Below are 24,176 nucleotides of genomic sequence, written 5' to 3' on the forward strand. Positions count from 1 at the left end.
TGGTGGATGGACGGGCGCGAGGCGAAACGCGGTACGTTCCAGTTTACTGCGTTCTGCATCCGGGGTGACGGGCAACGCGAGCAATGGAAGTCGTATGTCGCGGCGATGCGGGATGGCGGCTGGCACCCGGTCAGCTCTACCTTCGCTACTGGCTATTGGTGGCGGATGTGTCCGCATCGCGACACGGTATCGGGATCCCGTCGCGCAAAAAGTGTACGGGAACAGATGCGCCAGTCCAAGCTTGCTTTTGTTTTCAGTCATCCATGAGGCCAGCCCCTATGATTCATTCTGAAAACCTTCTGCAACCTTTCTCCATCGTAGGCTTGCCATGCGTATTCATTCCTCCCCCGAGCGTATCGCTCTGCCATTGCCTGAAACTGTTGCGTCGGGGCAGCCTGTGGCGCAGGCGCCCAAAAGCCCGCCCACGGCAGGCCGGATTTCGCCACGGCCTGTCACGGGTATTGCCACGGTAAATGCGGCACTCCTGGCCAAAGCGTTGGCTGGTCGCGAGAAAAATCATTTCACCGCCTTGCATATCGCCAGCATCGCCGGCGACCTCGCCTCGGTGCAGAAATTGATTGCAGATGGTGCCGACTTGGAGCAGGGCGACGTGCATGGCCGAACAGCGCTCTACCTGGCGTGTGGAGCGGGACATGAGGATATCGTCAAGGCATTGCTCGACGCGAAAGCGGATCCCGATCATGCCAATAAGAATCGTCATACCCCCCTGTGGGCGGCCAGCAAGAGCGGGCGCGAGAAGATCGTTGCCATGCTGTGCAATGCCGGGGCGGAGACCGGCCGGGTAGACCGCATCGGCCGGACGGCGCTGCATGAGGCGATCTTGAAAGGGCACGAGAGGGTGGTTGATATCTTGCTCGATGCCAAACGGGATCTCAGGCAAGCCGACCGGCAGGGCAATTCCTTGCTCCATACAGCGGCTCGCAGAGGCATGGTGGGTCTGGTCCGCCGGCTGCTCGATGCCGGCATGGATGTCGACCTGGCTGACAAGAAAGGGAACACGCCGCTCTGCGACGCTGCCGAGAGAGGCCAGCTCGATGTCGTGAAAGAGCTGCTCGTCCGCCATGCGGACGTCAATCGACAGAACAGCAAAGGATTCAATGCTCTTGGTAAAGCCAGCTATTGCGGCAAAACGGATGCCGTACGTGTGCTGCTCGATAACGGGGCGAATCTGCATCATGCTGTAGATGGCTGGACAGCCCTCCATGAGGCTGCGTCCCAGGGGCATGCTGAAACCGTGGAAATCCTGCTTGATGCGGGACGCAAAGCGGGGGCCGATATCCATCGGATGAATGACGGCAACATGACGGCGCTCGATCTGGCGCTCGACAACGGGCATATGAATGTGGCCCGGGTATTTCTGGCGGCAAATGCTTGTGCCGATGCGGCAGACAAGGCGTGCCTTACGGCAGTGGTTAGGGCTGCCGAGCAAGGACAGCAGGATCTTGTGGCGGATCTTGTTCGCTTCAGGACGAAAGCGGCGAAACGTGAGGATGGCACAACAGCACTTAACCACGCGTGCAAGGCCGGGAATATCGCCGCGGCACAAGCGTTGCTCGATGCCGGAGCAGACCCCGATCGGGTAGATCACAATGGCTTTACACCGCTTTATCGGGCAGCCCGCAAAGGGAATGAGGAGATGGTATGGGCACTGCTTTGGGCTGGAGCGGACCCCAATCGCGTAACCGGGATGGGTGGCACACCTCTTCATATGGCGAGTGCTTTTGGGCGTGGAGGTGTGGTGACGGTGCTGCTGGATGCCGGAGCGGAAGTCGATCCAGGCCACGCCAATGGTCTCACCCCCCTTCTTGCGGCCTTCATTCATGGGCATGCGGACGTCGTGAGGAAACTGCTTGACGCGGGCGCGGATGTCAATCAAAAAACGTCTGACGGGTTATCGGCCCTTGTGGCGGCTGTTCGTTGTGGACATGCGGAAATCGTGAAGGCATTGCTTGATGCGGGGGCCGATGCCAATCAGGAAACAGCAGCTGGTGTAACAGCTCTTGAGCTTGCCATTACAAGCGGACATATAGAAATGGCAGAGGCGCTGCTCGTTGCTGGCGCGAGCGCGGATACTGCGTTCGGTACTAAGGGTCTTACGATACTTCACCATGCATGCAGTGCCGGATTGGTGGATGCCGTCCGCATTTTGATTCGGGCGGGAGCCAACATTCATGCCCTTACTAAATGTCGCAGCACGCCACTCCATTTTGCAAGTAGGGCGGGGCATGTTGAGATTGTGAAGGAGCTGCTCACGGAGGGAGCGGGCGTCTACGTCATAGATAAATGGGGTGGGACGCCACTGCATGACGCAAGCTTTCGGGGACATGGGGAGGTTGTACGACTGCTACTGAGTAGAATGGAGAATATTAATAAGCGCGACAAGTACGGAGATACCGCGCTACATCTGGCCGTAGAAGGGGGCCATGTAGAAGTGGTAGGCATGCTGTTGGAGAAAGGCGCGGACACATCGATCTTGAGTTACGACGGGGAAAGCGCCATGAGTATTGCCACCGATGCAGATGCCGCATGGCAAGCACACGCGAATCCGGTGATGCCACCTAACGTGAAACGCATGCTCGAGGTGCTGAAGTATCCGCCAAACAAGATCGCCCGGCGGGAACGGTCGGACGACAGGCGCGACTGACACGCCGTGCAGCGGGCGGGGCGAGGTGGCATCCGCTTAAATGGGTGGCGCAGGCCCCCAAATTTTCCCCCCACGCGCCAGCTCGATAAACGCCCGCAGATAATCGATCCGCAGCTCGCCCTCGCGCGCGCCCAGAAAAATCTGCTTGGCGATACCCTGCTTGCCGAGCCGCACCGCCGTGACCGGCATACGTTCCGCGTATTCTGCCGCCAGCCAGCGCGGTAGCGCGGCCACGCCGCGTTCGCTCGCCACCATCTGCACCATGATGTCGGTTGTCTCGATGGTCTTGTGCCGGCGCGGCATGATGCCCGCTGGCATCAGGAACTGCGTGTAGATGTCCAGCCGGTCAATGGCCACCGGATAGGTGATCAGCACTTCGTCGGCCAGGTCGGCCGGCTTGGCATACGCCACGCCCGCCAGCCGGTGAGCGGTGCCCACCAGCAGTACCTGCTCATAATCGAACACTGGCTCGAAATGCAGCCCTGGCTTGAGCAGCGGATCGGGCGTGACCAGCAGGTCGATCTCGTAGCCGAACAGCGCGCCGATGCCGCCGAACTGGAATTTCTGCTTGACGTCCACATCCACGTCCGGCCACGCGGCGAGGTATGGCGACACGATCTTCAGCAGCCACTGGTAGCACGGATGGCACTCCATGCCAATGCGGAGCGCGCCGCGTTCCCCTTGCGCGTACTGGCCGATGCGCTCCTCGGCCAGGGCCAGCTGCGGCAGCACGCGGTTGGCCACCGCCAGCAGGTACTGACCGGCCTGCGTCAGTCGCAGGCTGCGGCCCTCGCGCAGCCAGATTTCGGTCTCCAGCTGCTGTTCCAGTTTGCGCATGGTGTGGCTGAGCGCTGATTGCGTCAGGCACAACACGCGTGCGGCCGCCGTCAGCGAACCTTGGCGGTCGACTTCCCGGACGATGGCAAGGTGCATTCTTTCCAGCATGACGATGTATGAAGAAAATTAATCGATTGGTGAAATAAGACCATTTTACTTCATGATTTGCCTTGATTACGATCGGGTCATCGATTCATTCTGGGGAAGCACCGCATCATGGCCATCACACACAATCTGGGTTTTCCGCGCATTGGCGCACAGCGCGAGTTGAAGTTTGCCCTCGAGTCGTACTGGAAGGGCGAGTCGCCGCGCAGCGAACTGCTCGCGCGCGGCGCGGAACTGCGGGCGCGGCACTGGCAGCAACAGGTCGGACTCGATTTTGCGCCGGTTGGTGATTTCTCCTTTTACGATCATGTGCTTGACATGAGCTTTACGCTTGGCAACCTGCCGGCGCGCGTGCGGGATTTCCAGGGCGATGCGCTCGACAACATGTTTCGCGTCGCCCGTGGCCGCTCGGCGCGAACCACGGAGGACCACGCCGCCTGCTGCGGTGCCGACCGTGGCGCAGGCGCGCATGACGGCACGGACCAGGACGTGGCTGCTGGCGAGATGACGAAGTGGTTCGATACCAACTACCACTACATCGTGCCCGAGTTCGTGGCTGATACCACTTTCCGGCTTGATGCCACGCGACTGCTCGATCAGCTTGCAGAGGCGCGCCACACGGGTGTGCGCGGCAAGCCGGTAATCATCGGCCCGGTGACCTACCTCGCGCTTGGCAAGGCTAAGGACGATTCCGACAAGCTCGAGCTGCTGCCGCGACTCTTGCCGGTGTACACAGAACTGCTGGCCGCGCTGGCCGATGCCGGGGCGCAGTGGGTGCAGATCGACGAGCCGCTGCTGGTCACCGAACTGTCGCCGGCCTGGCAGCAGGCCTACCGTGATGCCTATGCCGCGCTTGATACAGGCAAGGTCAATCTGCTGCTGACCACGTACTTCGGCCAGTTGCAGGATAACCTGCCGCTGGTCTGCGAATTGCCGGTGCAAGGCCTGCATCTCGATGCCATCAACGCGCGCGACGAGATCGACAGCGTGCTGGCCCGCTTGCCTGCCGACCGCATCCTGTCGCTTGGTGTGATCAACGGTCGCAATATCTGGAAGACTGAGCTCGATGCAGTGCTCGACTGGCTCGAGCCCGTGGCGCAGCGCCTCGGCGACCGGCTGTGGATTGCACCGTCGTGTTCGCTCCTGCATGTACCGGTCGATCTCGCCAGCGAGCAGGCGCTCGATGCGGATATCTGCGCGTGGCTGGCGTTTGCAGTGCAGAAGCTTGATGAACTCTACATCCTGGCAACGGCCTTGCGCCTGGGGCGCGCCGCCGTACAGCAGACGCTGGCCGCCAACCGCGCCGCCATCGACGCCCGCCGAGGTTCGCCCAAGGTCCACAATCCCGCCGTGCAAGCTGCGCTGGCCCGAATTACCCCGACGCTTGGACAGCGCCGGCAGCCGTATCCCGTACGCGCGGCGCGGCAGGCCGAGCGTCTGCGCCTGCCGGCTTTTCCAACCACGACCATCGGGTCTTTTCCGCAGACTGGCGAGATTCGGCAGGCACGCAGCCAGTTCAGGCGCGGCGAGATCGGCGCAGACGCCTATCGCGCCGCCATGCAGGCCGAGATTGCGCGCAGCGTGTGCGAGCAGGAAGCGCTCGGGCTCGATGTCCTGGTCCACGGCGAAGCGGAACGCAACGATATGGTCGAATACTTCGGCGAGCAGCTCGACGGCTATGCCTTCAGCCAGTACGGCTGGGTGCAGTCCTACGGCTCGCGTTGCGTCAAACCGCCCATCCTGTTCGGCGACATCAGCCGGCCCAGGGCCATGACGGTCGAATGGATCCGCTACGCGCAATCTCTTACCGACAAGCCCATGAAGGGCATGCTCACCGGGCCGGTGACGATCCTCAATTGGTCATTTGTCCGCGACGACCAGCCGCGCGCGGTCTCGTGCTACCAGCTTGCCCTCGCCATCCGCGAGGAAGTGCTCGACCTGGAGCGTGCCGGCGTGCGCGTGATCCAGATCGACGAAGCCGCGTTGCGCGAAGGCCTACCGCTGCGGCGCGCCCAGTGGCAGTCGTATCTCGACTGGGCGGTGGAATCGTTCCGGATCGCCGCCAATGGCGTGCAGGATGAGACGCAGATCCACACCCATATGTGCTACTCGGAGTTCAACGACATCATCGCTTCCATTGCGGAGATGGATGCCGATGTCATCACCATCGAAACCTCGCGTTCTGACATGGAGCTGCTCGATGCCTTCGACAGCTTCAGCTACCCCAATGAAATCGGACCGGGTGTCTATGACATCCACTCACCGAACATTCCGACGCAGGCTCACATCGAAACGCTGATGCGCAAGGCTGCACAGCGTATTCCTGCCGAACGCCTGTGGGTGAATCCGGATTGCGGGCTGAAGACGCGGCAGTGGGCGGAGGTGCGGCCGGCGCTGATGAATATGGTTGCGGCGGCCCGGACCTTGCGGGCAAGCGATGCCGCCCGTCAGGCCACCGCGTAAGAAATCGCCTCCCGCCTGCTGACTGGGCCTGGCTCTGGGAGGAATAGCGCAGGGCGGGAGAGTGACAACAGCAGCCTGGGGGCTGTTGTTGTCGCTTGAGCCCCCGCCGTAGCGGAGCTCAGTTCCGATCGCCAATTTCCAGCGCGACTGCCTTGATCCGCATCAGGCCATCGCGTGCTGACCGGCAGGCCGCGCCCAGGTCAGTATCGAGACGCCCATCCAGGGCATCGTTCTCGGCTGCACCGGGGTAGCCGGCGGTGCGCCACTCCCGCACGCGTCGCGCCTCCACACATAGCGCCTGCATCGCTGCCATCAGCTCCATATCGCTCGGATGCTGCCCGTAGGGAATCTCGATCTCCGGGATCTGCACCTCGATTCCCAGGCTACCGCGCGAGGCCAGCACGATGGGCTTGGCCTCGCACCGGCAGTTCACATACGCACCATGCACCAGCACACGCCGGCCGCGCTGGCGAAACGTTGGCGTGCAGGTATTGAATACCACGCCACCGCCATCGCACGCGGGGCACGTTGCATAGTCGCCCTCCACGGCCACACGCACGTCTCCACGGATCAGGTCTCCCGACGCGATGAGGATGCCGTTGGTGCTGGTGGAGTCACCGCTGCGCAGCAGATGTCGATAGGTGGTCATTGTGTCTCCCCTTGTTTATACACAAAGAATGGCCCGCAGCGCGGGACCGTAACGGCTGATTCATGTGTTTTCGCTGTGGTCGCTGCCACGGTCGCTTTCGTTGTCGCCTGCTCGACTACCGTGGTCGCGATATCCATTGCCATCCTCGCGGCTGTCTTCACCGTTCAAAAAGAGACCGACCGGCACGAAATGCCATGCGCAGGCCTCGGGGTCGTACAGCGCCGCCTCATTGATTGTGCTCCCCGGTAGTGCGCTGCTTGGGAGCTTTCGCAGCGCTACGGACAATGCCTGCTGCCGTTCTGCAGTGCTCCATGCGGACACCATGCGATACGTATCACGAAAGGCGAACAAGCCGGCATGCTCGTGCAGCCGCTCAATTGTCTCCAGCACTGTCCGATCCACCACTAGGTCGATGGCCGACATCCGGTCGTGCGACACCTCCAGCACCTGCACATGTCGCAGCCCGGTCAACGACACATGGCCAGACAGCAATTTCCCGTCACATGCCGCCCATGCACAGTGCAGGCTGACCAGCAATCGCCCGCCGTGGGTCACGATGCTCTCCCGTGGATCGTATTCGCGTGCCACGCAGACGGTGTAGCGCATGCCGGAACGACTCGCCAGCGTCGCGTCGAGCCAGGCATCGAATGGCGACAGGTACATCACCGGCGCGGGCCCGATGACCCCATGGCGGGCGCGCACCTGATCGAACCGGGGCACGGCGCCACGCTCCGTGCCGACCGGGGACGGATCGTCCACCACCAGATGCAGATGCGGCCGCGTATGTAAAACATGCCCGCATGGCCGCGAGGACGGTCTGTGCCGGTGCACGGTGCTCTCCTTTCGCATGTCGATGAATATCGGCGTCGTTGTTAGATAGTGGGTAAACCTTCTGTGAATTAATAGAAGGGAAATCTCGGTATAAGTGTTAATCCTTGTTAAATATCGTGTTGCAGTGCAGTCCGGCGTGCCGGTTGAAAACTGTTGCTTATGTGTTTTGAGTATGTACCGGAATGTCGGTTGGCATTGTCAATGTTGTTTGCAACATAGAGCTCAGTGCAAATATACGAAAAATTGCTGTGCAATACGAAAACAATTCCGCTTCGCGGGCCAAGGAGTTAAACAAAACTTAAGTGGTTCAGAAAATGTTGACGTATGAATGTTGAATAGTGTGTCTGGTCGCCATTTGGACTGGCGATATTTAAATCTTCACGCTAGGCTTTGTGCTGAAGTTAAAGAGAGTGCCTCGCCCACACCAACATCGGTAGATTTATGGTGCATTCAAAGAAACAGATCGCTCCAGTCGTTAGTTTTCGAAACTCACAAGGCGAGCTTGTACGCGGAACTATCACTAATCTGCAACGCCGCATCCTGGTAATGGAGATATACAATCCGTACTCAATTGTTCAGGTGAGCGAGATATTAAGTGATCTAAAGGTAAAGGCTGGGACCGCGGATGTCTATCATGGCCGTGCAGTGGTTACTAGCATGGTTTCGACCGGGTTAACTGCTGTCGTGTCAGTTGCTCTTACCGATGAGTGGAGAGAGTTGTCTACACTCCCGACTGATTCGGGATCATTTAGAAATGAAGCTCAGATCTTTATCAAGGATTGGGATGATCGATCAAAGATAGCAGAAAGTTACCAATTTGCTGTTAATGAGCTAAGGACATTTCTGACTGAGGTTTCGAGGTGGGTTGCTCAGCTTGATCTCACTGCTGATTTGCCAGAAAAAGGTAATCGTCTTGATGATGATGCATTTTCCGAGCTAGCTGAACCCATTCTCTTAAGAATACGCTCCTACATGCATGACCTTGGGGTTATTTCTGAAAAAGTTGAACCTGAGTTGTCTGCTGCTCATCGCGCCTATGCGCAAAATGCATTACATCCTCTGCTCTTAAGGTCACCATTTGTTCATAGAACACTAACCAAGCCGCTTGGATATGCGGGCGACTATGAAATGGTAAACCAAATACTAGGAGAGAAGCGCAAAGGCCCAAATACTTATTTTCAAATCATAAATGCTTGCTTCCTGAGCGGGTATTTGGCGCAGGCTCATAGAAATAGAGTAACTATACTTTTTGACTTTCTAGTAAAGCAGGGTAGAGAGGCGATAGCCAGTGGGCGAAAAAGAAAGATTCTGAACGTGGGATGCGGTCCCGCTGCGGAGATACAAAGATTCTGTCGGGAATTTGAGCGCCCAGAGATGCTTGAGTTCAAACTGGTTGATTTTAATGCGGAAACGCTGAGCCATACGGAAAAAAAGATTGATGCCGTAATCAAGGATCGAGGGCTTGAAGTTGACATCAAGTATGTGCATCAGTCTGTACATGATCTGATTAAGCGTAATGTAAAAGTACCCTCCGAAGAGGCATTTGATGCAGTCTATTGTGCAGGATTATTTGATTATCTTTCAGATAAAGTCTGTAATCGATTGCTTGCTTTTTTTTCATCTCAATCGGTTCCGGGTGGTAATGTCCTTTTTACGAATGTCCATAGCAAGAATCCTGAAAGGTACTTTGTTATGGAGCATGTGCTCGAGTGGTTCCTTATATATCGTGATGAAGAGGATATGGAGCGTGTTAGCCTCCAAACAGATATGCAAGTTATTAAAACCTATGTGGACAACACGGGAGTTAATGTCTTTGCTGAGGCTGAGGTTAGATATCGCTAAAAATGTACACGTGCTGTCGATGGATTTACCTCAGAAGGCTGAATATGAAGCCCACATGAGGGAATTTATGGTAAGCCTCAATCAGTTCGCTACAGGAATTGCTGTTGTCATGGTGCTGGCCGGCATCTCTCTTGATTTGGTGCTTTACCCGGAAAATATAGCGATTTTTTTTATTCTACGCGTGCTTGCTAGTGCTCTGATAGTAATGATGTATTTCGTCTCGAAAAGTGAGTGGGGAGCACCGAATATCGCCGTCGTAGGAATGATCTGGTTGCTCATTCCACAAGTAATGATCGCGATCATGATTGCTATGACAGAAGGTTGGAGATCTCTTTATTGGGCAGGAATGACGCTGGCTATTTTTGCGGCCTCGATAATATTGCCATACGGAGTCATGAAAAGCATGCTTTTTGGAGTTGCTTCATTCTGTGTTTATGTTGTTGCTTGTGCGGTGAATGAATCGACATTTTATCTGCATCAAGGGTTTTATATTCAATCGATATTTATATTGATGGTTACTTCAGTAGGAATTTTCGGAACTATTTTTAAAGAATGGGTTGGGGTGCGCCTGTTTCGACTGAAAGCCGCATTGGCTGGGAAAGTCATTGAACTGCAGTCTGTGAATCGCAATCTCCTCGAAATCAAAGGCCAACTCCTCCAACAAGAAAAAATGGCGGCCTTGGGCACGCTCTCGGCCGGCCTGTTGCATGAGGTCAACAACCCGGTCAATTTCTGCCTCATGGCGGTCGAGGTCGGGCTCGAGGATCCATTGATCGCGCGGAGCAGCAGCCTGAAGGAATGCCTGCTGGATGCGCAGACCGGGATGCGGCGGGTGCAGCAGATTGTGTCCGACCTGAAGACCTTCGCGTATCGCGGTCCCACCGAAGGCATGGACGTGCCGTTCTATTTCGACAAGGCGCTCGACTCGGCGCGGCGTTTGTCGAGCCATGAGTTGCGGCCTGTTCGCGTGACGACGGATCTCGATCCGAATGGCCTGGTGCGCGGCGATGAGGCGCTGATCATCGGCGTGTTGATCAACCTGTTGACCAACGCCGCCCTCGCGCTTGTTTCAAAGGGGCATGCGGATCCCCTGATCGAGGTGAAGTCCCGCTGGGCCAACGGGCGTCTGCATGTTTCGGTGTGCGATAACGGGCGGGGTATTGCGCCCCATAACCTGGAGCGGATTTTCGAGCCGTTTTTCACGACCCGCGATGTCGGCAAGGGGCTTGGGCTGGGACTCAGCATCAGTTACTCCGTCATCGAGAACCACGGTGGCCGGCTGGTGGCGGAGAGCGAGGAAGGGGCGTGGACGCGGATGTCCTTCGATCTGCCGAGTGGAGAAGATCATGGCTGATAAGGCGCTGGGGACGGTGTTGTATGTGGATGACGAGGAGCAGGCGCGCAAGTATTTCGCGCGCCTGTTCGGCGACGAGTTCAATGTGGTGTTGGCGGAGGATGCCGAAGGGGCACTGGAAACCATCCGTAACGGACCGCCGCCCGATGTGTTGCTGACCGATTTCCGCATGCCGGGCAAGGATGGCGGGCAGTTGCTGGCGGAGGTGCAGATCTGTGCCCCGCAGATTGTGTGCATGATCCTCAGCGCCTATGCCGACAAGGTGATGCTGATGAACACGATCAATTCGGTCGATGTTTTCCGTATCGTGGAGAAGCCGGCGAATACCGATAACCTGCGCACGCAGTTGCGCAAGGCGCTCGAGGCGGCGCAGTTGCGCAAGAACAAGCGCCAGCGGTTGATGGCCATGGATGAGGGATTGTCGTTCCTGGCGCATGAAATGAACACGCCGCTGCTGTCGGCGGTGGCGAGCGCGCGCGGCATCAAGACGCGCATGGAAGGTGGGCGGTTGCGCGCACCGGATTGCGCGGCGGTGCTGCATGCGGCTGACCGCGTGGAGCACAGCGCGCGCTACTGCATTTCGCTGCTGACGGCGTTCATTGATTCAGTGCGCGCGGCCGGCATGGCATCCGCCAGCCGGGCGTCGTTGCCGGCGAGCACGGTCGTGACGTCCCTGCTCGATACCTATCCGATGACCCCGGCGCAGCGTGCCGGCGTGTCTTCGGTGGTGGTGCAGGACTTCGATATCTCCGGGTCGCCGGTGTGTGCATCGCTGGTGCTGTCCTCACTGCTGGGCAATGCCTTGCGCGCGCTGGAAGGCAGGGCGGACATGCGCATCATGTTCCGCATCGAGGTATTCGACGTGCCGCGCATCGTGATCGAGGACAACGGTCCAGGCATGACGCCGGACGTGCTCGACCAGCTGTTCGATACACCGGTGACGACGGCATCCGGCCAGGGCCACAAGGGCATGGGCATGATTTTCTGCAAGCGGATCATGCAGTCGTTCTTTGGCGGCATCGAAATTGCTGCGCGGCCTGGCGCGGGGACGCAAGTTGTCCTGTGTTTTCCACCCAACGATATCAGTTACGGGAAATGAACAATGAGTGAGGCCAATACGAGTTCGACGATGACGAGTCCGACGATTCTCTTCGTCGACGACGAGCCAACTGCCGTCAAGTATTTCGAGCGCGTCATCGGCGCTATCGCGCCTGTGCTGGTCGCCGGCTCGGTGTCGGAAGGGCGTGCGCTTCTCGAGGCCCATGGTGAGACGCTCAAGGTGTTGGTGTCGGATCAGCGCATGCCTGGTGAATACGGCAATGTGTTGCTGTCGCACGCCGCGGAGCGCTTTCCGCATATCGTGCGTATCCTGACGACGGCGTATTCCGAACTCGACGACACGGTCGAGGCCATCAACCTCGGCCAGATCCATCGCTACATCCGCAAGCCGTGGGATGTGCGCGGCCTGCGGCTGGAGATCATGCAGGCGTTGGACCTGGCGACGTTGCTGGGGGAGCGCGATGAACTGCTGCGCGAGAAGATCGGCATCAATCATCGCCATATGCTGCTGAGCCGGATTGGCGCAGTGCGTTCCATTGGCATGATGGCCGGCATGACAGAAACCTTCGACGCCATGGGGGTCTATTTCTCCACGGCCGCCGCGGTTGGCTTGCGCGATGTGGAGCTGGACTGGAACGTGCTCGATTACACCGATCTGATTGCGCTGGAGGCAGAGCGTTCGGGCGGCTTCGGGCAGGCAACCCGTGCGGCGCTGCAAACACTGCAAGGCGTGGCATTTGCCGAAGGCCATCCGCTGGCCCGCCTGCAGGCGCTGCTTGGTGATGCCGTTTCCATGCCTGCGGGCGACGTTGTGACCATCCATGATGCGACGCTGCTAACCGAGTTCCTGGAGGGCGGGCCGCAGACGCCGGTACGACCGCAGGCGGCCGGCTGGCTGGCATTTTTGCTGTGGCTCGCGGCACATGGGGTGACGCTGCAGACCGCTGTCGAGGGTGGCGCCATGCAATGCCGGTTGCTGCGCGAGCGCCATGCCGCGCAGGCCGGCAATCTCGCGGCCTGGATCGAGCTTTTTTGATGCGTGGAGCGGCTCATGGTCATGCCGAATGCTGATCGACTTCCGCCGGTGTTCTACCATCCGAGCGTGCTGGTGATCGTGGACGACTGCCGTTCATACTGCGAAAGCATCAAGTTTGGCATGCCGATCGAGCAGCCGATCGTGACGTTCAACGACCCGCACAAGGCCATTGCGTGGCTGCGGGCGCGCACGGTGCTGTGCCAGCGCAACGAGCCGGCGATCACCGTGCACTATGACGATGCATCGCTGTCCATGGAGCGGCGTGTGGTGGAGATGGATCTGGCATGGATCCATCGCCAGACTGGCTGCGCTGACCGTTTCCTGCATCCGGCGGTCGTTGCCGTGGATTTTTCCATGCCGGAAATGAGCGGGCTGGAGTTCTGTGCGGAGATTGCCGATCTTTCGTGCCGCCGGATCCTGCTGACAGGTACGGCGGATGAAGGCGTGGCCGTCGGCGGTTTCAACAACAGGATGATCGACCGGTACATCAAGAAGGGTGATCCAGATGCGCTGGACAAGCTAGCGGGTTGCGTCGCGGACCTGCAGGAGTCGTATTTTCGTGCGCTGTCCGGAACTGTGCGCGAAATTCTCGGCCAGCATTCCTTTCCATTCTTGTCCGAGCCGGCAACGATGGGCGTGCTGGCACAACTGATGGCGCGCTATGGCTTTGTCGAATACTGCCTGTATCCGAATCCCGGCGGCTTCCTGCTACTGACTGCCAGGGGGGAGGCGACACTGATGGTGATCGAGACGGAGGCGGGTTTGCTGGCGCATTGCGAGGCGGCTGCCATGTTCGATGCGCCGGATTGCCTGGTACATGCCTTGCAGGATCTGCGGGTGGTGCCGTTCTTCTGGCCCGGTAACGGCATGTACGTGCCTGCATGTTATGACTGGGAGCCGTATTGCCTGCCGGCCAGTACATTCACAGGGCGCGATACCTATTACTACGCGCTTTTCAGCCTGCCGAGGGAGTCGTTGCCGCCACAAGTCTACGATTTCCAGCGTTTCATGATCGACCGTGATCCGATGCATCCGGTCGGTTCGGTGTAGATGCATCCGCCTGATACCGGGCGGATGTCACTGTTGTCGCCGACATCCCCCTTGTTCCTGCCATCCCTGTCGTGCGGTGGGATTGCGGCATGACATCGCGCCGCAGGCCGGCGCGATTTCTCATGCGCCTCAGTTCTTCGTGCCGAACAGGCGGTCTCCGGCATCGCCCAGCCCAGGCACGATGTAGTCGTCGTCGTCGAGCCGCTCGTCGAGCGCGGCGACGTACAGCTTCACGTCGGGATGGGCTTGCTGGAATACCGAGACTCCTTCGGGGGCGGCTACCAGCGCCAGGAAAATGATCGCCTCACTTTTTACGCCGCGCTTCTTCAGCACGTCCACGGCATGGGCCGCGGAGTAACCGGTGGCGACCATCGGGTCGCACAGGATGAAGGTCCGGTCCTCGATGTCGGGCAGCCGGACGAGGTATTCGACCGGGCGGCTGTTTTCGTCGCGGTACAGGCCGATATGGCCGATGCGCGCGGAGGGAATCAGTTCGACCAGTCCATCGCTCATGCCGACGCCAGCACGCAGTACCGGCACGACGGCGAGTTTCTTGCCGGCGATGACCGGGGCATCGAGCGTGGTCAACGGAGTTTCGATGCGGCGCGTGGCCAGGGGCAAGTCCCGCGTGATCTCGTAGCCCATCAGCAGGGTCAGCTCGCGCAGAAGCTCGCGGAACGTGCGTGTCGATGTGTCCTTGTCCCGCATGTGCGTCAGCTTATGCTGGATCAGCGGGTGGTTGAGGATGAACAGGTTGGGAAAACGCGAATCGGTCGAGTGCATCATGATCAGGCCTTGCGGTGACGGGACATGAGCAGCAGGTAGACCACGGAGGAGATGGCCAGGCCCACGAACCATGCGTAGGTGTACAGGGTTTCGAAAAGCGGCGCTGTGCTGGCAACGAAGCCGGCAGCCTTGAAGAAGCCCGGCAGGTTGGGTAGCGCACCCAGCAGCAGCGCGATCACGGCGGCGTAGTTCCAGCCGTTGCGGTAGGCGTACTCGCCGCTGGCCGAAAAGAGCGCCGGCACATCGAGGCGCGTGCGCCGCAGGAGGAAGTAGTCCACGAGCATGATGCCGGCCAGCGGGCCCAGCAGCGCGCCGTAGCCGATCAACCACGTGAAGATATAGCCTTGCGTGGTTTCCAGGATTTTCCACGGAAACATGGCGAGGCCGATACCGGCCGTGATGTAGCCGCCGGTTCGGAACGAGATGCGGCGCGGGGCGATGTTCGAGAAGTCATACGCCGGCGACACCACGTTGGCGGCAATGTTGGTGGTGAGCGTGGCGATGATCAGCGCGACCAGTGCGAGTACCACGGCGACGCCCCCCATTTTGCCCGTGAGTGCAACCGGGTCCCAGATGGCCTGGCCATATACCGCGACCGTGGCCGACGTGACGAGCACCGCCACCAGCGCCAGCAGGCCCATCGGAATCGGCAGGCCGATCGCCTGGCCGACGAACTGGTCGCGCTGGCTGCGGGCAAAGCGCGTGAAGTCGGGAATATTGAGCGCCAGCGTGGCCCAGTAGCCGACCATCGCCGTCAGCGAGGGCCAGAATGTTCCCCAGAACTGGCCGGCCTTGGCGCCGCCTGGCGCGAAGGCTGACGGCGCGGCCAGCATCGGGCCGAACCCACCCGCCTGCTGGTATGCCCACACGACGAGGCCGACGCCCGAGAGAATCAATACAGGCGCCGCCCAGGTTTCCATCCACTTGATGGATTCCGTACCGCGGGTGATGAACCAGATATGCAACGCCCAGAACAGTAGGAAGCAGCCCAGCTGCCCGCCGTTGATGCCAAGGCCCGGCAGGTTCGCACCCACCAGCATATTCCCGCCGATGACGTTGATGATCGAGTAGATCGCCATGCCGCCCAGCCACGTCTGGATGCCGAACCAGCCGCAGGCGACGATGGCGCGCAACAGCGCCGGCAGCTGTGCGCCGCGCACACCGAAGGAGGCGCGTGCCAGCACCGGGAAGGGGATGCCGTGCTTGGCACCGGCATGGCCGATCAGCACCATCGGCACGAGGACGATCACATTGCCGAGGAAGACGGTGAGCACCGCCTGCCACCAGTTCATGCCTTCCGTCATCAGGCCTGAGGCCAGCATGTAGGCGGGCACGGAAACCACCATCGACACCCACAGGGCAGCGTAGTGCATCGCGGTCCAGGTGCGCTGGGCTGGCTGGGTCGGGGCGAGATCGTGGTTCCACAGGTCCGGCGAGGCGGTCGCTGCGATGGGATGAGGTGAGGCGGACGGGTGCATGCGCGATCCGTTGAGGTGGAGGAACAGCCCGGATAAATACCCGCACGTTCGCTTTGCGGCGTACATCGGGTGGCTTGCACGCGATTGTAGGGAAGAGCAGGCAGATTGCCAATCGGCAAGGGTGGGGTGCCGGAGCGGAAGGCGTGATACGTATCAGATACGCATCTTGAAAATTCGCTACAATCGTCCGGTCCTGGCGCAACCGCTGGATTGGCCGCGCGCATGCATCCTAGCCGGCGCCAGGATGCCTCCTACCCCAAAGCGATGTCCCTGTGAACTCATCCTCCGCAGTGCCTGTTTCCGCCCAGTCCTCGCATGTCTCCGGACTGACGATCGCCGTGCTTGGCGCCATCCTGTTTTCCGCCAAGGCAATCCTCGCCAAGCTGATGTACCGCCATGGTGTCGATGCCATGCTAGTGATGGCCCTGCGCATGATCATGTCGGTCCCGTTCTTTTTCCTGATTGGCTGGTGGCAGGCGCGCAAACTGGCCCCGCTGTCGTGGGCGGACCGCGGGCGCATCGTCGTGCTTGGCATGATTGGCTACTATCTGTCGAGTTTTCTGGATTTTCTCGGCCTGCAGTACATTACCGCGGCGCTCGAGCGGCTCATCCTGTATCTCACCCCGTCGTTCGTGCTGCTGCTGTCGGTCGTCTTTCTCAAGCGCTCCATTTCCCGGCGGCAACTGGTGTCGCTGGCGATCGCCTATGCGGGGATCGTGCTGGTCCTGTCGCACGATCTGGAAATCGCGGGCAGCAATGTTTGGCTCGGTACGGTGCTGGTGACGGCGAGTGCCGTCTTCTACGCCATTTACCTGATTGCCAGTGGCGAAGCCGTCAAACGGATCGGTGCGCTGCGCCTGGTGGCCTATGCGATGTGCGTCTCGACCGTGCCGAGTGTGCTGCAATTCCTGCTGCTGCGGCCTGCCGGCCAATTGCTGACGCAACCTCTGCCGGTGTACTGGCTGTCATTCCTGAATGCGGTGATGTGTACCGTGCTGCCGGTGACCATGACCATGGTGGCCGTCGCGCGCATCGGTGCGCCACTGGCCTCGCAGGCCGGGCTGATCGGCCCGGTCTCCACGCTGCTGCTGGGTTTCTGGCTGCTGGGCGAGCCGATCACAACTTGGCAACTGGCTGGCGGCGCTCTGGTGATGGTGGGAATGTACTTGCTGACGTCCGTGCCGCGGGCTGCGCGGCAGGCCTGATCTGCCGCGCCGGCGTGCCCGGGGCTCGGGGCGGTACGTGCCTTGCCGGAAAATCAGCGGGCGCGCACGGTCGTCGCATCCACGCGCATTTCAGCAGCGCGGCGCACATGCGGTGGCAGGCGTTTGATGATCTGGCGAACCGCCAGCGGGATCAGGATGACATCGTCAGCCAGCCCGAACACGGCAATGACGTCGGGGATCAGGTCGATCGGCGAGACCGCGTAGACGACCAGGGCGGCGACAGCAGGTTTCAGCCAGCCTGGGGCATCGGGATGGCGCAGGGCGTGCCACAGTACCCGGGCGTCATGCCGGAACAGGGTAAAGAACGCAACCAGTTTCTTCCACATTGCAGGGGTCTCCCGAGGCAACAAGCCATCAACACGACCTATCTTAGGGTGGTCCGGCTGATCTCAAGTTCCCCAATGTGGGATCTGCTTGCCATGTGATGAATGCGGGGCCTGCAAAAAAAAACGGCCCGAACGATCCGGGCCGAAATGCAGCGGGTAAATCCTTGTGCCAGGCCGCGCCGCGCGGGTGCAGCCTGACGGTATGGAGCGCGGGCTATCAGTCCACCACGGCGCCCGAAGCCTTCACCACCTTGGCCCACTTGGCCGTTTCCGACTTGATGAAGCCAGCGAACGCAGCCGGCGTTTCGCTGTAGGCTTCTGCACCTTGCTCGGCCATCTGCTTCTTGACGTCCGGCATGGCGAGGATCTTCACCAGGTCCGCATTCAGGCGGTTGATGATGGCGGGCGGGGTGCCGGCCGGGGCCAGCAGGCCGAACCACGAGGTGGCTTCATAGCCCTTCACGCCCGATTCGGCGATGGTCGGCACGTTCGGCAGGGCCGGCGAGCGCTTGGCGGTCGTCACGGCGAGCGGGCGCAGCTTGCCTGACTTCACGTGCTGGATGGCCGACGGCATGTTGTCGAACATCATCGAAATCTGGCCGCCCAGCAGGTCGGTCACGGCGGGAGCGCTGCCCTTGTATGGCACGTGCTGCATGTCGATGCCGGTCATGTTCTTGAACAGCTCGCCCGACAGATGGATCGAGCTACCGTTGCCCGAAGAGCCGAAGTTCAGCTTGCCCGGATTGGCCTTGGCGTAGGCGATCAGTTCCTGCACGTTCTTGGCCGGCACGCTCGGGTGCACTACCAGCAGGTTCGGCAGGTTGGCGACGCGCGTCAGCGGCGCGAAGTCCTTGATCGGATCGAAGTTCAGCTTCGGATACAACGTCTGGTTGATGGCGTGCGTGCCCACCGTGCCCATCAGCAGCGTGTAGCCATCCGGCTTGGCCTTGGCCACCATGGCCGCACCGATGTTGCCGCCGGCGCCCGGACGGTTGTCGATGATCACGGTTTCACCCAGGGTTTCACCGAGTTTAACGCCAACGATGCGGGCCAGGATGTCAGTGGTGCCACCGGCCGAGAACGGCACGATGATCGTCACCGGCTTGTTCGGGTACTTGTCGGCGGCGATGGCCGGGGTGGCAGCCACACCGAAAGCTGCGGCGCCGATCAGGGCGCTCACCAGTTGGCGGCGCAGCGGGTTCAGTTTGTTCGTCTTCATGTGTTTCATGCTCCAGCAGATTCGGGATGCGGCAAGGCCCTCAAATGGGCGCCACTCCCAGGGTTGTACCTCCGCACACATACAGCACCTGGCCAGTAACGAAGCCATTGTCGGGCGACAGGAAGAACATGACGCTGCGCGCCACGTCGTCCGCCGTACCCATGCGCTTGACGGCAATGCTGTTGATGATGCGTTGGGTTTGCGGGCTGCCCTCCGGATTGCTCTTGCGGAACAGTTCCGTTGCAATCGGGCCGGGTGCCACGGCATTGACGGTGATGCCGTCGCTGCCAAGTTCCATCGCCAGCGTGCGGGTCATGCCGATCATTCCGGCCTTGGTGGCCGAATAGACGACACGTTCAGGTTTACCCAGCGCGGCACGTGTGGCGATATTGACGATACGTCCTTGGCCGCAGGCGCGCAGCGAGGGCAGGACAGCCTGAATCAGAAGCATGCTGGCTTGCAGGTGCAGGGCCACGACATAGTCGAGGTCGGCCAGCGTTGCGGTGTCGATGGTACCGGGGCGCGTGGCGCCGGCATTGTTGACCAGACCCACGATGGCGTACTGCGCCATGACCTGTTGCGCAACCGCACGTGTGGCGTCGGCATTGGTCAGGTCAGCCTGGAAGGACACGAGATTCGCGTGGCTCCAGCCGGGCACGGTGTAGTCGATGTTGATCACCGTATGGCCGGCCTGCAGCAATTGCTGGCAAATGGCTTGGCCGATGCCGGCGCTGCCGCCGGTAACGAGATAGGCTGGAGTCTGGGACATATTCGTGGCGCGCCATGGCGCGCAGATCAATTCATTCGGTGCCGCGCCCGGCGCAGGGCGCATGGCGCGGCAGGATGGGTTCAATCAGGCTGCGCTATCAAACGCGTTCGATGACCATGGCAATGCCCTGGCCCACGCCGATGCACATCGTGCACAGCGCGTAGCGGCCGCCGGTACGGTGCAGCTGGTACATCGCGGTGGTCACCAGGCGTGCGCCGCTCATGCCGAGCGGGTGCCCGAGGGCGATAGCGCCACCATTCGGGTTCACGCGGGGATCGTCATCAGCGATGCCGAGCATGCGTGTCACCGCCAGGCCTTGCGCGGCAAACGCTTCGTTCAGTTCGATCACATCCATCTGGTCGATAGTCATGCCGAGTTGCTGCAGTAGCTTCTGCGAGGCCGGTGCAGGGCCGATGCCCATCACGCGCGGTGCCACGCCGGCGGTAGCGGTGCCGACGATGCGTGCCTTCGGCGTCAGGCCGTGGGTCTTGGCGGCGGCTTCGCTGGCGAGGATCAGCGCGCAGGCGCCGTCGTTCACGCCCGAGGCGTTGCCGGCAGTGACCGTGCCGTCCGGGCGGACCACGCCCTTGAGCTTGGCCAGTGCTTCCATGCTGGTGGCGCGCGGATGCTCGTCGCGATCCACGACAATCGCGTCACCCTTGCGCTGCGGAATCGTCACCGGGCAGATTTCCTGCGCCAGCGTGCCGTCCTGCTGGGCGCGCGCGGCTTTCTCTTGGCTACGCACGGCAAACAGGTCCTGGTCTTCGCGGCTGACCTTGTAGTCGGTGGCGACATTCTCGGCGGTCTCGGGCATCGAATCCACGCCGTACTGCGCCTTCATCAGCGGATTGACGAAACGCCAGCCGATGGTGGTATCGAAGATCTCCGCGCTGCGCGAAAACGCGCTGGTCGCCTTGCCCATGACGAACGGAGCGCGGCTCATGCTTTCCACGCCGCCGGCGATCATCAGGCTGGTTTCGCCCGACTTGATGGCGCGTGCCGCGGTGCCCGTCGCATCCATGCCCGAACCGCACAGGCGATTGATGGTCGCGCCCGGCAGCGTTTCCGGCAGGCCGGCCAGCAGGGCCGACATGCGGGCGACGTTACGGTTGTCTTCACCTGCCTGGTTGGCGCAGCCGAAAATGATATCGGCTACGGCGCTCCAGTCGAGCTCCGGGTTGCGCGCCATGAGGGCACGCAGCGGCACGGCGCCGAGATCGTCTGCCCGCACGGCCGAGAGGCTGCCGCCGTAGCGGCCGATAGGAGTGCGGATAGCGTCGCAGATAAAGGCTTCGGTCATGGTGTCTCCAGGTTGGTCGAATGGCGGGTCTGCGCCGCCATCCGTGTTTTGATTAGAGTGCTTGGTAGGTGAGCGGTACGCCGGATAGTCGAGTCAGCTCTTCGAGGCTCAGGCCTTCAACCATCTCGCGTACCACGAAGCCCGACGGGCCGATGTCGACCACCGCCAGGTCGGTGTAGACGCGGCTCACGCAGGCCAGGCCGGTGAGCGGATAGGTACATTTTTCCACCAGCTTGCTGACGCCGGCCTTGGTCAGGTGTTCCATCATCACGAACACCTTCTTCGCGCCGATGGCCAGGTCCATGGCGCCGCCCACAGCAGGGATGGCGTCCGGTTCGCCGGTATGCCAGTTCGCCAGGTCGCCGTTCTGCGCGACCTGGAAGCCGCCCAGCACGCAATAGTCGAGATGGCCGCCGCGCATCATCGCGAACGAATCTGCATGATGGAAGAACGATGCGCCATCGAGCGTGGTTACCGGTTGCTTGCCGGCGTTGATCAGGTCAGGATCCTCTTCGCCGGCAGCGGGCGGCGGGCCCATGCCGAGCAGGCCGTTTTCGGTATGCAGCACGATCTCGCGGCCGGCTGGAAGATGCGCCCCGACCATGGTCGGCATGCCGATGCCGAGATTGACGACGGCGCCATCGGGAATGTCCTGCGCCACGCGTGCGGCCATCTGGTCACGGGTAAGACGCTTCATTGCTGACCTCCTTGCTGGGCCGAGGTGGCGACCACGCGCTTCACGAAGATGCCCGGGGTGACGATATGTTCGGGATCGAGTTCGCCAAGTTCGACGATCTCGCTGACCTGGGCGATGGTGCACTTGGCAGCCATGGCGATGACCGGGCCGAAATTGCGGGCCGTCTTGCGGTACACCAGGTTGCCCCAGCGGTCGCCCTTGTGTGCCCGGATCAGGCCGAAGTCAGCATGGATGGGGGTTTCGAAAACGTAGGTCTGGCCGTCGATCACGCGTGTTTCCTTGCCTTCGGCGAGCAGGGTGCCCGCGCCCGTGCGCGTGAAGAAGCCGCCGATGCCGGCGCCGGCAGCACGGATGCGCTCGGCGAGGTTGCCCTGCGGCACCAGTTCCAGCTCGATCTTGCCGGCGCGGTACAGGCCGTCGAACACGTAGGAATCGGATTGGCGCGGGAAGGAGCAAATGATCTTGCGCACGCGCCCGGCCTTCAGCAGCGCGGCCAGACCGGTTTCGCCATTGCCCGCGTTGTTGTTGACGATGGTCAGGTCGCGGGCGCCCTGGGCGATGAGGGCGTCGATCAGTTCCGATGCCATGCCGGCAGCGCCAAAGCCGCCAATCATGATGGTCGCGCCATCATGAACGTCAGCCAGGGCGGCTGCATACGAATCTACGATTTTATTGATCACGGGCCTATGCACTCAAAAATGTTCTTAATATGAACAAATGTTTGCTATAAGAACACGATTCTAGGCACCCAACCGGGGAGCGTCAAGCCGCGTATGGTGCACGTGCGCCCGGTTCGAGTGCACGGTGAAAGGAAGATCCGCACGGGCTGTGCGTTTCCAGACGATGGGCAATATTGGAGGGAACGCTCAAGCACTTTTGGGCGCGTGTGCTGGGCGCTGTCGATCTTTGGACCGATCAATGCCAGGGATGGCGCGATTCGTGCGCCAGTTCTTGAGCGAGTGTCAGCGGTGCTGCAGCATGCCGCTGATATTCTGCGCAGCCTTGAGCAGCAGAGGCAGGAAGGTGTCGAGCATCTGGCTTTCGCTGTTGCGGTTCACCATGCCGCTGATGTTGATGGCGGCGATGACAGTGCCACTGCGGTCGATGATGGGCGCGGCGATGGAGCGCAGGCTGTCTTCAAGTTCCTGCGTGGTGTACGAGTAGCCGCGCACGCGGTCGCGCGCGATGATCTGCCGCAGTGTGGGGATGTCGGTCACCGTCAGTGCTGCGAGCGGCTGGATGTCGCTCGCAGCGAGGATGGCGTCGCACTCCGCCTGCGGCAGGCCGCCCAGCAGCACGCGTCCCATCGAGGTGGCCCAGGCGGGTAGTCGGCTGCCCACCGACAGGTTCACGCGCATGATCTTGTGCGTGGCGACCCGCAGGATGTAGACGATATCGGTGCCTTCCAGCACAGAGATGGAGCAGGACTCGCCGGTATGTTCGGCAAGTGCCTCCATTTCTGGCTGCGCCAGTGCCCACAGCGGACTCGCCGACAAATAGGCGTAACCGAGGTCGAGGATCTTGGGGGTGAGGCGAAACTTGCGGCCGTCCGTATCGACGTAGCCCAGGTGTTCGAGTGTGAGCAGGATGCGGCGTGCACCGGCGCGCGTCAGGCCCGTTGCGGCGGCGACCTCGCTCAGCGTCATCTGCGGATGGCGCTCGCCGAAGGCGCGGATGACCGAGAGCCCGCGCGCGAACGACTGCACATAGCTGTCGCCAGGCTTGGGCTGGTCGGCATCGGGGAGCGGAAGGACGTTGGTGGCCACGGCAGTGTCAGGGTAGTGCGGTACAGGCATCGGGTTGGCGCGCCCGGCACGACAGCCGCAGACGCATCGGGGCGCGATTATAGCTTGCCCGGGTGTCTGCCGGTATCAGGCGGTGGGGCGAAGGCCGACACCTTGGTCGACGTTGCACATCGCGTCATGTCCGGGCAAAGCACTCACGGGGCAACCAGTATATCCCGCCGCACCTTGAGGTCAAACGGCGCGAATGTCGGCAGGACGGCGATCACGAAGACCTTGTCGCACGCCATGCAGCTGCGCCGCGTTATCGAGGGCTATGCTCAGTGCGCGCTCGATAGTTTCATCAACGCCAGGCCCGCTACGATGAGAATGGCTGCCAGCACCCGCATCGCGCTGACCTGTTCATCAAGCACGAGAATGCCGACGAGGAATGCGCCAACCGCGCCAATGCCGGTCCAGATGGTATAGGCCGTACCCAGCGGCAAGCTACGCATGGAAAAGGAAAGGAGGGCAAAGCTGGCGACCATTGTCACGAGTGTGACGATGGTGGGTACGAGGCGCGTAAAGCCATGCGACTGCTTCATGGAAAACGCCCACACCACCTCAAGCAGTCCTGCAATCAACAACATGATCCAAGCCATTTTCGGCTCCTTGTGAAAGAGCCGGGCCGTCCCGGACATGCAACCCAGAGTTGGGGGAGGTCGTCCTCGCAAGGTGGCATTGTGGCTGCGCGCACACGGGT

The 24,176-nt window shown here is 60.9% G+C and carries 21 protein-coding genes; 8 read left to right on the forward strand and 13 right to left on the reverse strand.

Features of this window, described 5'->3' with window-relative positions; genetic code table 11:
- Positions 1-328 precede the first annotated feature (328 nt).
- Entirely contained in the window at positions 329-2,665 is a 2,337-nt protein-coding gene (locus ACQ3C8_RS05110; RefSeq protein ID WP_428852695.1) for an ankyrin repeat domain-containing protein, read from the forward strand.
- Positions 2,666-2,701: 36 nt separating this feature from the next.
- Here ACQ3C8_RS05110 and ACQ3C8_RS05115 read toward each other — a convergent pair whose 3' ends face one another.
- Entirely contained in the window at positions 2,702-3,610 is a 909-nt protein-coding gene (locus ACQ3C8_RS05115; protein WP_428852696.1) for a LysR family transcriptional regulator, read from the reverse strand.
- A gap of 108 nt (positions 3,611-3,718) precedes the next feature.
- On the opposite strand from ACQ3C8_RS05115, the gene metE reads away from it, so the two are divergent.
- Positions 3,719-6,070: a 5-methyltetrahydropteroyltriglutamate--homocysteine S-methyltransferase gene (gene metE / locus ACQ3C8_RS05120; RefSeq protein WP_428852697.1), complete on the forward strand. Its 2,352-nt coding sequence runs from the start codon at positions 3,719-3,721 to the stop codon at positions 6,068-6,070.
- Between the two features lie 118 nt (positions 6,071-6,188).
- Here the strand turns inward: metE and ACQ3C8_RS05125 are convergent, their stop codons facing one another.
- Entirely contained in the window at positions 6,189-6,719 is a 531-nt protein-coding gene (locus ACQ3C8_RS05125) for a PAAR domain-containing protein (RefSeq protein WP_428852698.1), read from the reverse strand.
- Between the two features lie 60 nt (positions 6,720-6,779).
- Positions 6,780-7,481 carry a hypothetical protein gene (locus ACQ3C8_RS05130; protein WP_428852699.1) on the reverse strand — a complete coding sequence of 234 codons (702 nt, stop codon included), beginning with the start codon at positions 7,479-7,481 and terminating at the stop codon, positions 6,780-6,782.
- Positions 7,482-7,994: 513 nt separating this feature from the next.
- Here ACQ3C8_RS05130 and ACQ3C8_RS05135 point away from each other — a divergent pair.
- Genes ACQ3C8_RS05135 through ACQ3C8_RS05155 form a run of 5 tightly spaced genes read left to right on the forward strand, consistent with a single transcriptional unit; the run spans position 7,995 to position 13,891 of the window.
- Positions 7,995-9,392: a class I SAM-dependent methyltransferase gene (locus ACQ3C8_RS05135; RefSeq protein ID WP_428852700.1), complete on the forward strand. Its 1,398-nt coding sequence runs from the start codon at positions 7,995-7,997 to the stop codon at positions 9,390-9,392.
- A gap of 19 nt (positions 9,393-9,411) precedes the next feature.
- On the forward strand, positions 9,412-10,746 hold the full coding sequence (locus ACQ3C8_RS05140; RefSeq protein ID WP_428853034.1) for a sensor histidine kinase: 1,335 nt from the start codon (positions 9,412-9,414) through the stop codon (positions 10,744-10,746).
- Positions 10,739-11,845, forward strand: coding sequence for a hybrid sensor histidine kinase/response regulator (locus ACQ3C8_RS05145; RefSeq protein ID WP_428852701.1), 1,107 nt, complete (start codon positions 10,739-10,741; stop codon positions 11,843-11,845). The genes ACQ3C8_RS05140 and ACQ3C8_RS05145 overlap by 8 nt, the downstream gene beginning before the upstream one ends.
- Positions 11,846-11,875: 30 nt before the next feature.
- Entirely contained in the window at positions 11,876-12,841 is a 966-nt protein-coding gene (locus ACQ3C8_RS05150) for a response regulator (protein WP_428852702.1), read from the forward strand.
- A 15-nt stretch (positions 12,842-12,856) separates the two neighbouring features.
- Entirely contained in the window at positions 12,857-13,891 is a 1,035-nt protein-coding gene (locus ACQ3C8_RS05155) for a response regulator (RefSeq protein WP_009521327.1), read from the forward strand.
- A 129-nt stretch (positions 13,892-14,020) separates the two neighbouring features.
- On the opposite strand, the gene upp is transcribed toward ACQ3C8_RS05155, so the two are convergent.
- Together upp and ACQ3C8_RS05165 are read right to left on the reverse strand one after the other, a co-directional pair.
- Positions 14,021-14,677 carry a uracil phosphoribosyltransferase gene (gene upp, locus ACQ3C8_RS05160; protein ID WP_009521326.1) on the reverse strand — a complete coding sequence of 219 codons (657 nt, stop codon included), beginning with the start codon at positions 14,675-14,677 and terminating at the stop codon, positions 14,021-14,023.
- Between the two features lie 2 nt (positions 14,678-14,679).
- The gene (locus ACQ3C8_RS05165) at positions 14,680-16,155 is read right to left on the reverse strand and encodes an NCS1 family nucleobase:cation symporter-1 (RefSeq protein WP_428852703.1); all 1,476 of its coding nucleotides are present in this window, start codon (positions 16,153-16,155) and stop codon (positions 14,680-14,682) included.
- A gap of 272 nt (positions 16,156-16,427) precedes the next feature.
- On the opposite strand from ACQ3C8_RS05165, the gene ACQ3C8_RS05170 reads away from it, so the two are divergent.
- Positions 16,428-17,360: a DMT family transporter gene (locus ACQ3C8_RS05170; RefSeq protein WP_428849584.1), complete on the forward strand. Its 933-nt coding sequence runs from the start codon at positions 16,428-16,430 to the stop codon at positions 17,358-17,360.
- 53 nt (positions 17,361-17,413) lie between these two features.
- On the opposite strand, the gene ACQ3C8_RS05175 is transcribed toward ACQ3C8_RS05170, so the two are convergent.
- The 8 genes from ACQ3C8_RS05175 to sugE form a co-directional block, all read right to left on the reverse strand.
- Positions 17,414-17,707, reverse strand: coding sequence for a YkvA family protein (locus ACQ3C8_RS05175; RefSeq protein ID WP_009521323.1), 294 nt, complete (start codon positions 17,705-17,707; stop codon positions 17,414-17,416).
- 217 nt (positions 17,708-17,924) lie between these two features.
- Complete coding sequence (locus ACQ3C8_RS05180; protein WP_428852704.1) at positions 17,925-18,926, reverse strand: Bug family tripartite tricarboxylate transporter substrate binding protein; 1,002 nt, start codon at positions 18,924-18,926, stop codon at positions 17,925-17,927.
- 40 nt (positions 18,927-18,966) lie between these two features.
- On the reverse strand, positions 18,967-19,695 hold the full coding sequence (locus ACQ3C8_RS05185) for an SDR family NAD(P)-dependent oxidoreductase (RefSeq protein ID WP_428852705.1): 729 nt from the start codon (positions 19,693-19,695) through the stop codon (positions 18,967-18,969).
- 97 nt (positions 19,696-19,792) lie between these two features.
- Positions 19,793-20,995, reverse strand: coding sequence for a 3-oxoadipyl-CoA thiolase (gene pcaF / locus ACQ3C8_RS05190; RefSeq protein ID WP_009521320.1), 1,203 nt, complete (start codon positions 20,993-20,995; stop codon positions 19,793-19,795).
- 52 nt (positions 20,996-21,047) lie between these two features.
- On the reverse strand, positions 21,048-21,692 hold the full coding sequence (locus ACQ3C8_RS05195; RefSeq protein ID WP_009521319.1) for a 3-oxoacid CoA-transferase subunit B: 645 nt from the start codon (positions 21,690-21,692) through the stop codon (positions 21,048-21,050).
- Positions 21,689-22,372 carry a 3-oxoacid CoA-transferase subunit A gene (locus ACQ3C8_RS05200; protein WP_428852706.1) on the reverse strand — a complete coding sequence of 228 codons (684 nt, stop codon included), beginning with the start codon at positions 22,370-22,372 and terminating at the stop codon, positions 21,689-21,691. Before ACQ3C8_RS05200 ends, ACQ3C8_RS05195 begins: the two co-directional genes overlap by 4 nt.
- A 282-nt stretch (positions 22,373-22,654) precedes the next feature.
- On the reverse strand, positions 22,655-23,488 hold the full coding sequence (locus ACQ3C8_RS05205; protein WP_009521317.1) for an IclR family transcriptional regulator: 834 nt from the start codon (positions 23,486-23,488) through the stop codon (positions 22,655-22,657).
- A 266-nt stretch (positions 23,489-23,754) separates the two neighbouring features.
- Positions 23,755-24,075: a quaternary ammonium compound efflux SMR transporter SugE gene (sugE, locus tag ACQ3C8_RS05210; protein WP_428852707.1), complete on the reverse strand. Its 321-nt coding sequence runs from the start codon at positions 24,073-24,075 to the stop codon at positions 23,755-23,757.
- Between the last annotated feature and the right edge of the window lie 101 nt (positions 24,076-24,176).

Origin of the sequence: Imbroritus primus (assembly GCF_964332355.1) — a bacterium.
Classification (GTDB): Bacteria; Pseudomonadota; Gammaproteobacteria; order Burkholderiales; family Burkholderiaceae; genus Imbroritus; species Imbroritus primus.

Excerpts from the sequence above, each read along its gene's own strand:
- ACQ3C8_RS05110 (WP_428852695.1), top strand. The coding sequence starts at position 329 with ATGCGTATTCATTCCTCCCCCGAGCGTATCGCTCTGCCATTGCCTGAA.
- ACQ3C8_RS05115 (WP_428852696.1), bottom strand. The coding sequence starts at position 3,610 with ATGCTGGAAAGAATGCACCTTGCCATCGTCCGGGAAGTCGACCGCCAA.
- metE (WP_428852697.1), top strand. The coding sequence starts at position 3,719 with ATGGCCATCACACACAATCTGGGTTTTCCGCGCATTGGCGCACAGCGC.
- ACQ3C8_RS05125 (WP_428852698.1), bottom strand. The coding sequence starts at position 6,719 with ATGACCACCTATCGACATCTGCTGCGCAGCGGTGACTCCACCAGCACC.
- ACQ3C8_RS05140 (WP_428853034.1), top strand. The coding sequence starts at position 9,412 with ATGGATTTACCTCAGAAGGCTGAATATGAAGCCCACATGAGGGAATTT.
- ACQ3C8_RS05145 (WP_428852701.1), top strand. The coding sequence starts at position 10,739 with ATGGCTGATAAGGCGCTGGGGACGGTGTTGTATGTGGATGACGAGGAG.
- ACQ3C8_RS05150 (WP_428852702.1), top strand. The coding sequence starts at position 11,876 with ATGACGAGTCCGACGATTCTCTTCGTCGACGACGAGCCAACTGCCGTC.
- ACQ3C8_RS05155 (WP_009521327.1), top strand. The coding sequence starts at position 12,857 with ATGGTCATGCCGAATGCTGATCGACTTCCGCCGGTGTTCTACCATCCG.
- upp (WP_009521326.1), bottom strand. The coding sequence starts at position 14,677 with ATGATGCACTCGACCGATTCGCGTTTTCCCAACCTGTTCATCCTCAAC.
- ACQ3C8_RS05165 (WP_428852703.1), bottom strand. The coding sequence starts at position 16,155 with ATGCACCCGTCCGCCTCACCTCATCCCATCGCAGCGACCGCCTCGCCG.
- ACQ3C8_RS05175 (WP_009521323.1), bottom strand. The coding sequence starts at position 17,707 with ATGTGGAAGAAACTGGTTGCGTTCTTTACCCTGTTCCGGCATGACGCC.
- ACQ3C8_RS05180 (WP_428852704.1), bottom strand. The coding sequence starts at position 18,926 with ATGAAGACGAACAAACTGAACCCGCTGCGCCGCCAACTGGTGAGCGCC.
- ACQ3C8_RS05185 (WP_428852705.1), bottom strand. The coding sequence starts at position 19,695 with ATGTCCCAGACTCCAGCCTATCTCGTTACCGGCGGCAGCGCCGGCATC.
- pcaF (WP_009521320.1), bottom strand. The coding sequence starts at position 20,995 with ATGACCGAAGCCTTTATCTGCGACGCTATCCGCACTCCTATCGGCCGC.
- ACQ3C8_RS05195 (WP_009521319.1), bottom strand. The coding sequence starts at position 21,692 with ATGAAGCGTCTTACCCGTGACCAGATGGCCGCACGCGTGGCGCAGGAC.
- ACQ3C8_RS05205 (WP_009521317.1), bottom strand. The coding sequence starts at position 23,488 with ATGCCTGTACCGCACTACCCTGACACTGCCGTGGCCACCAACGTCCTT.
- sugE (WP_428852707.1), bottom strand. The coding sequence starts at position 24,075 with ATGGCTTGGATCATGTTGTTGATTGCAGGACTGCTTGAGGTGGTGTGG.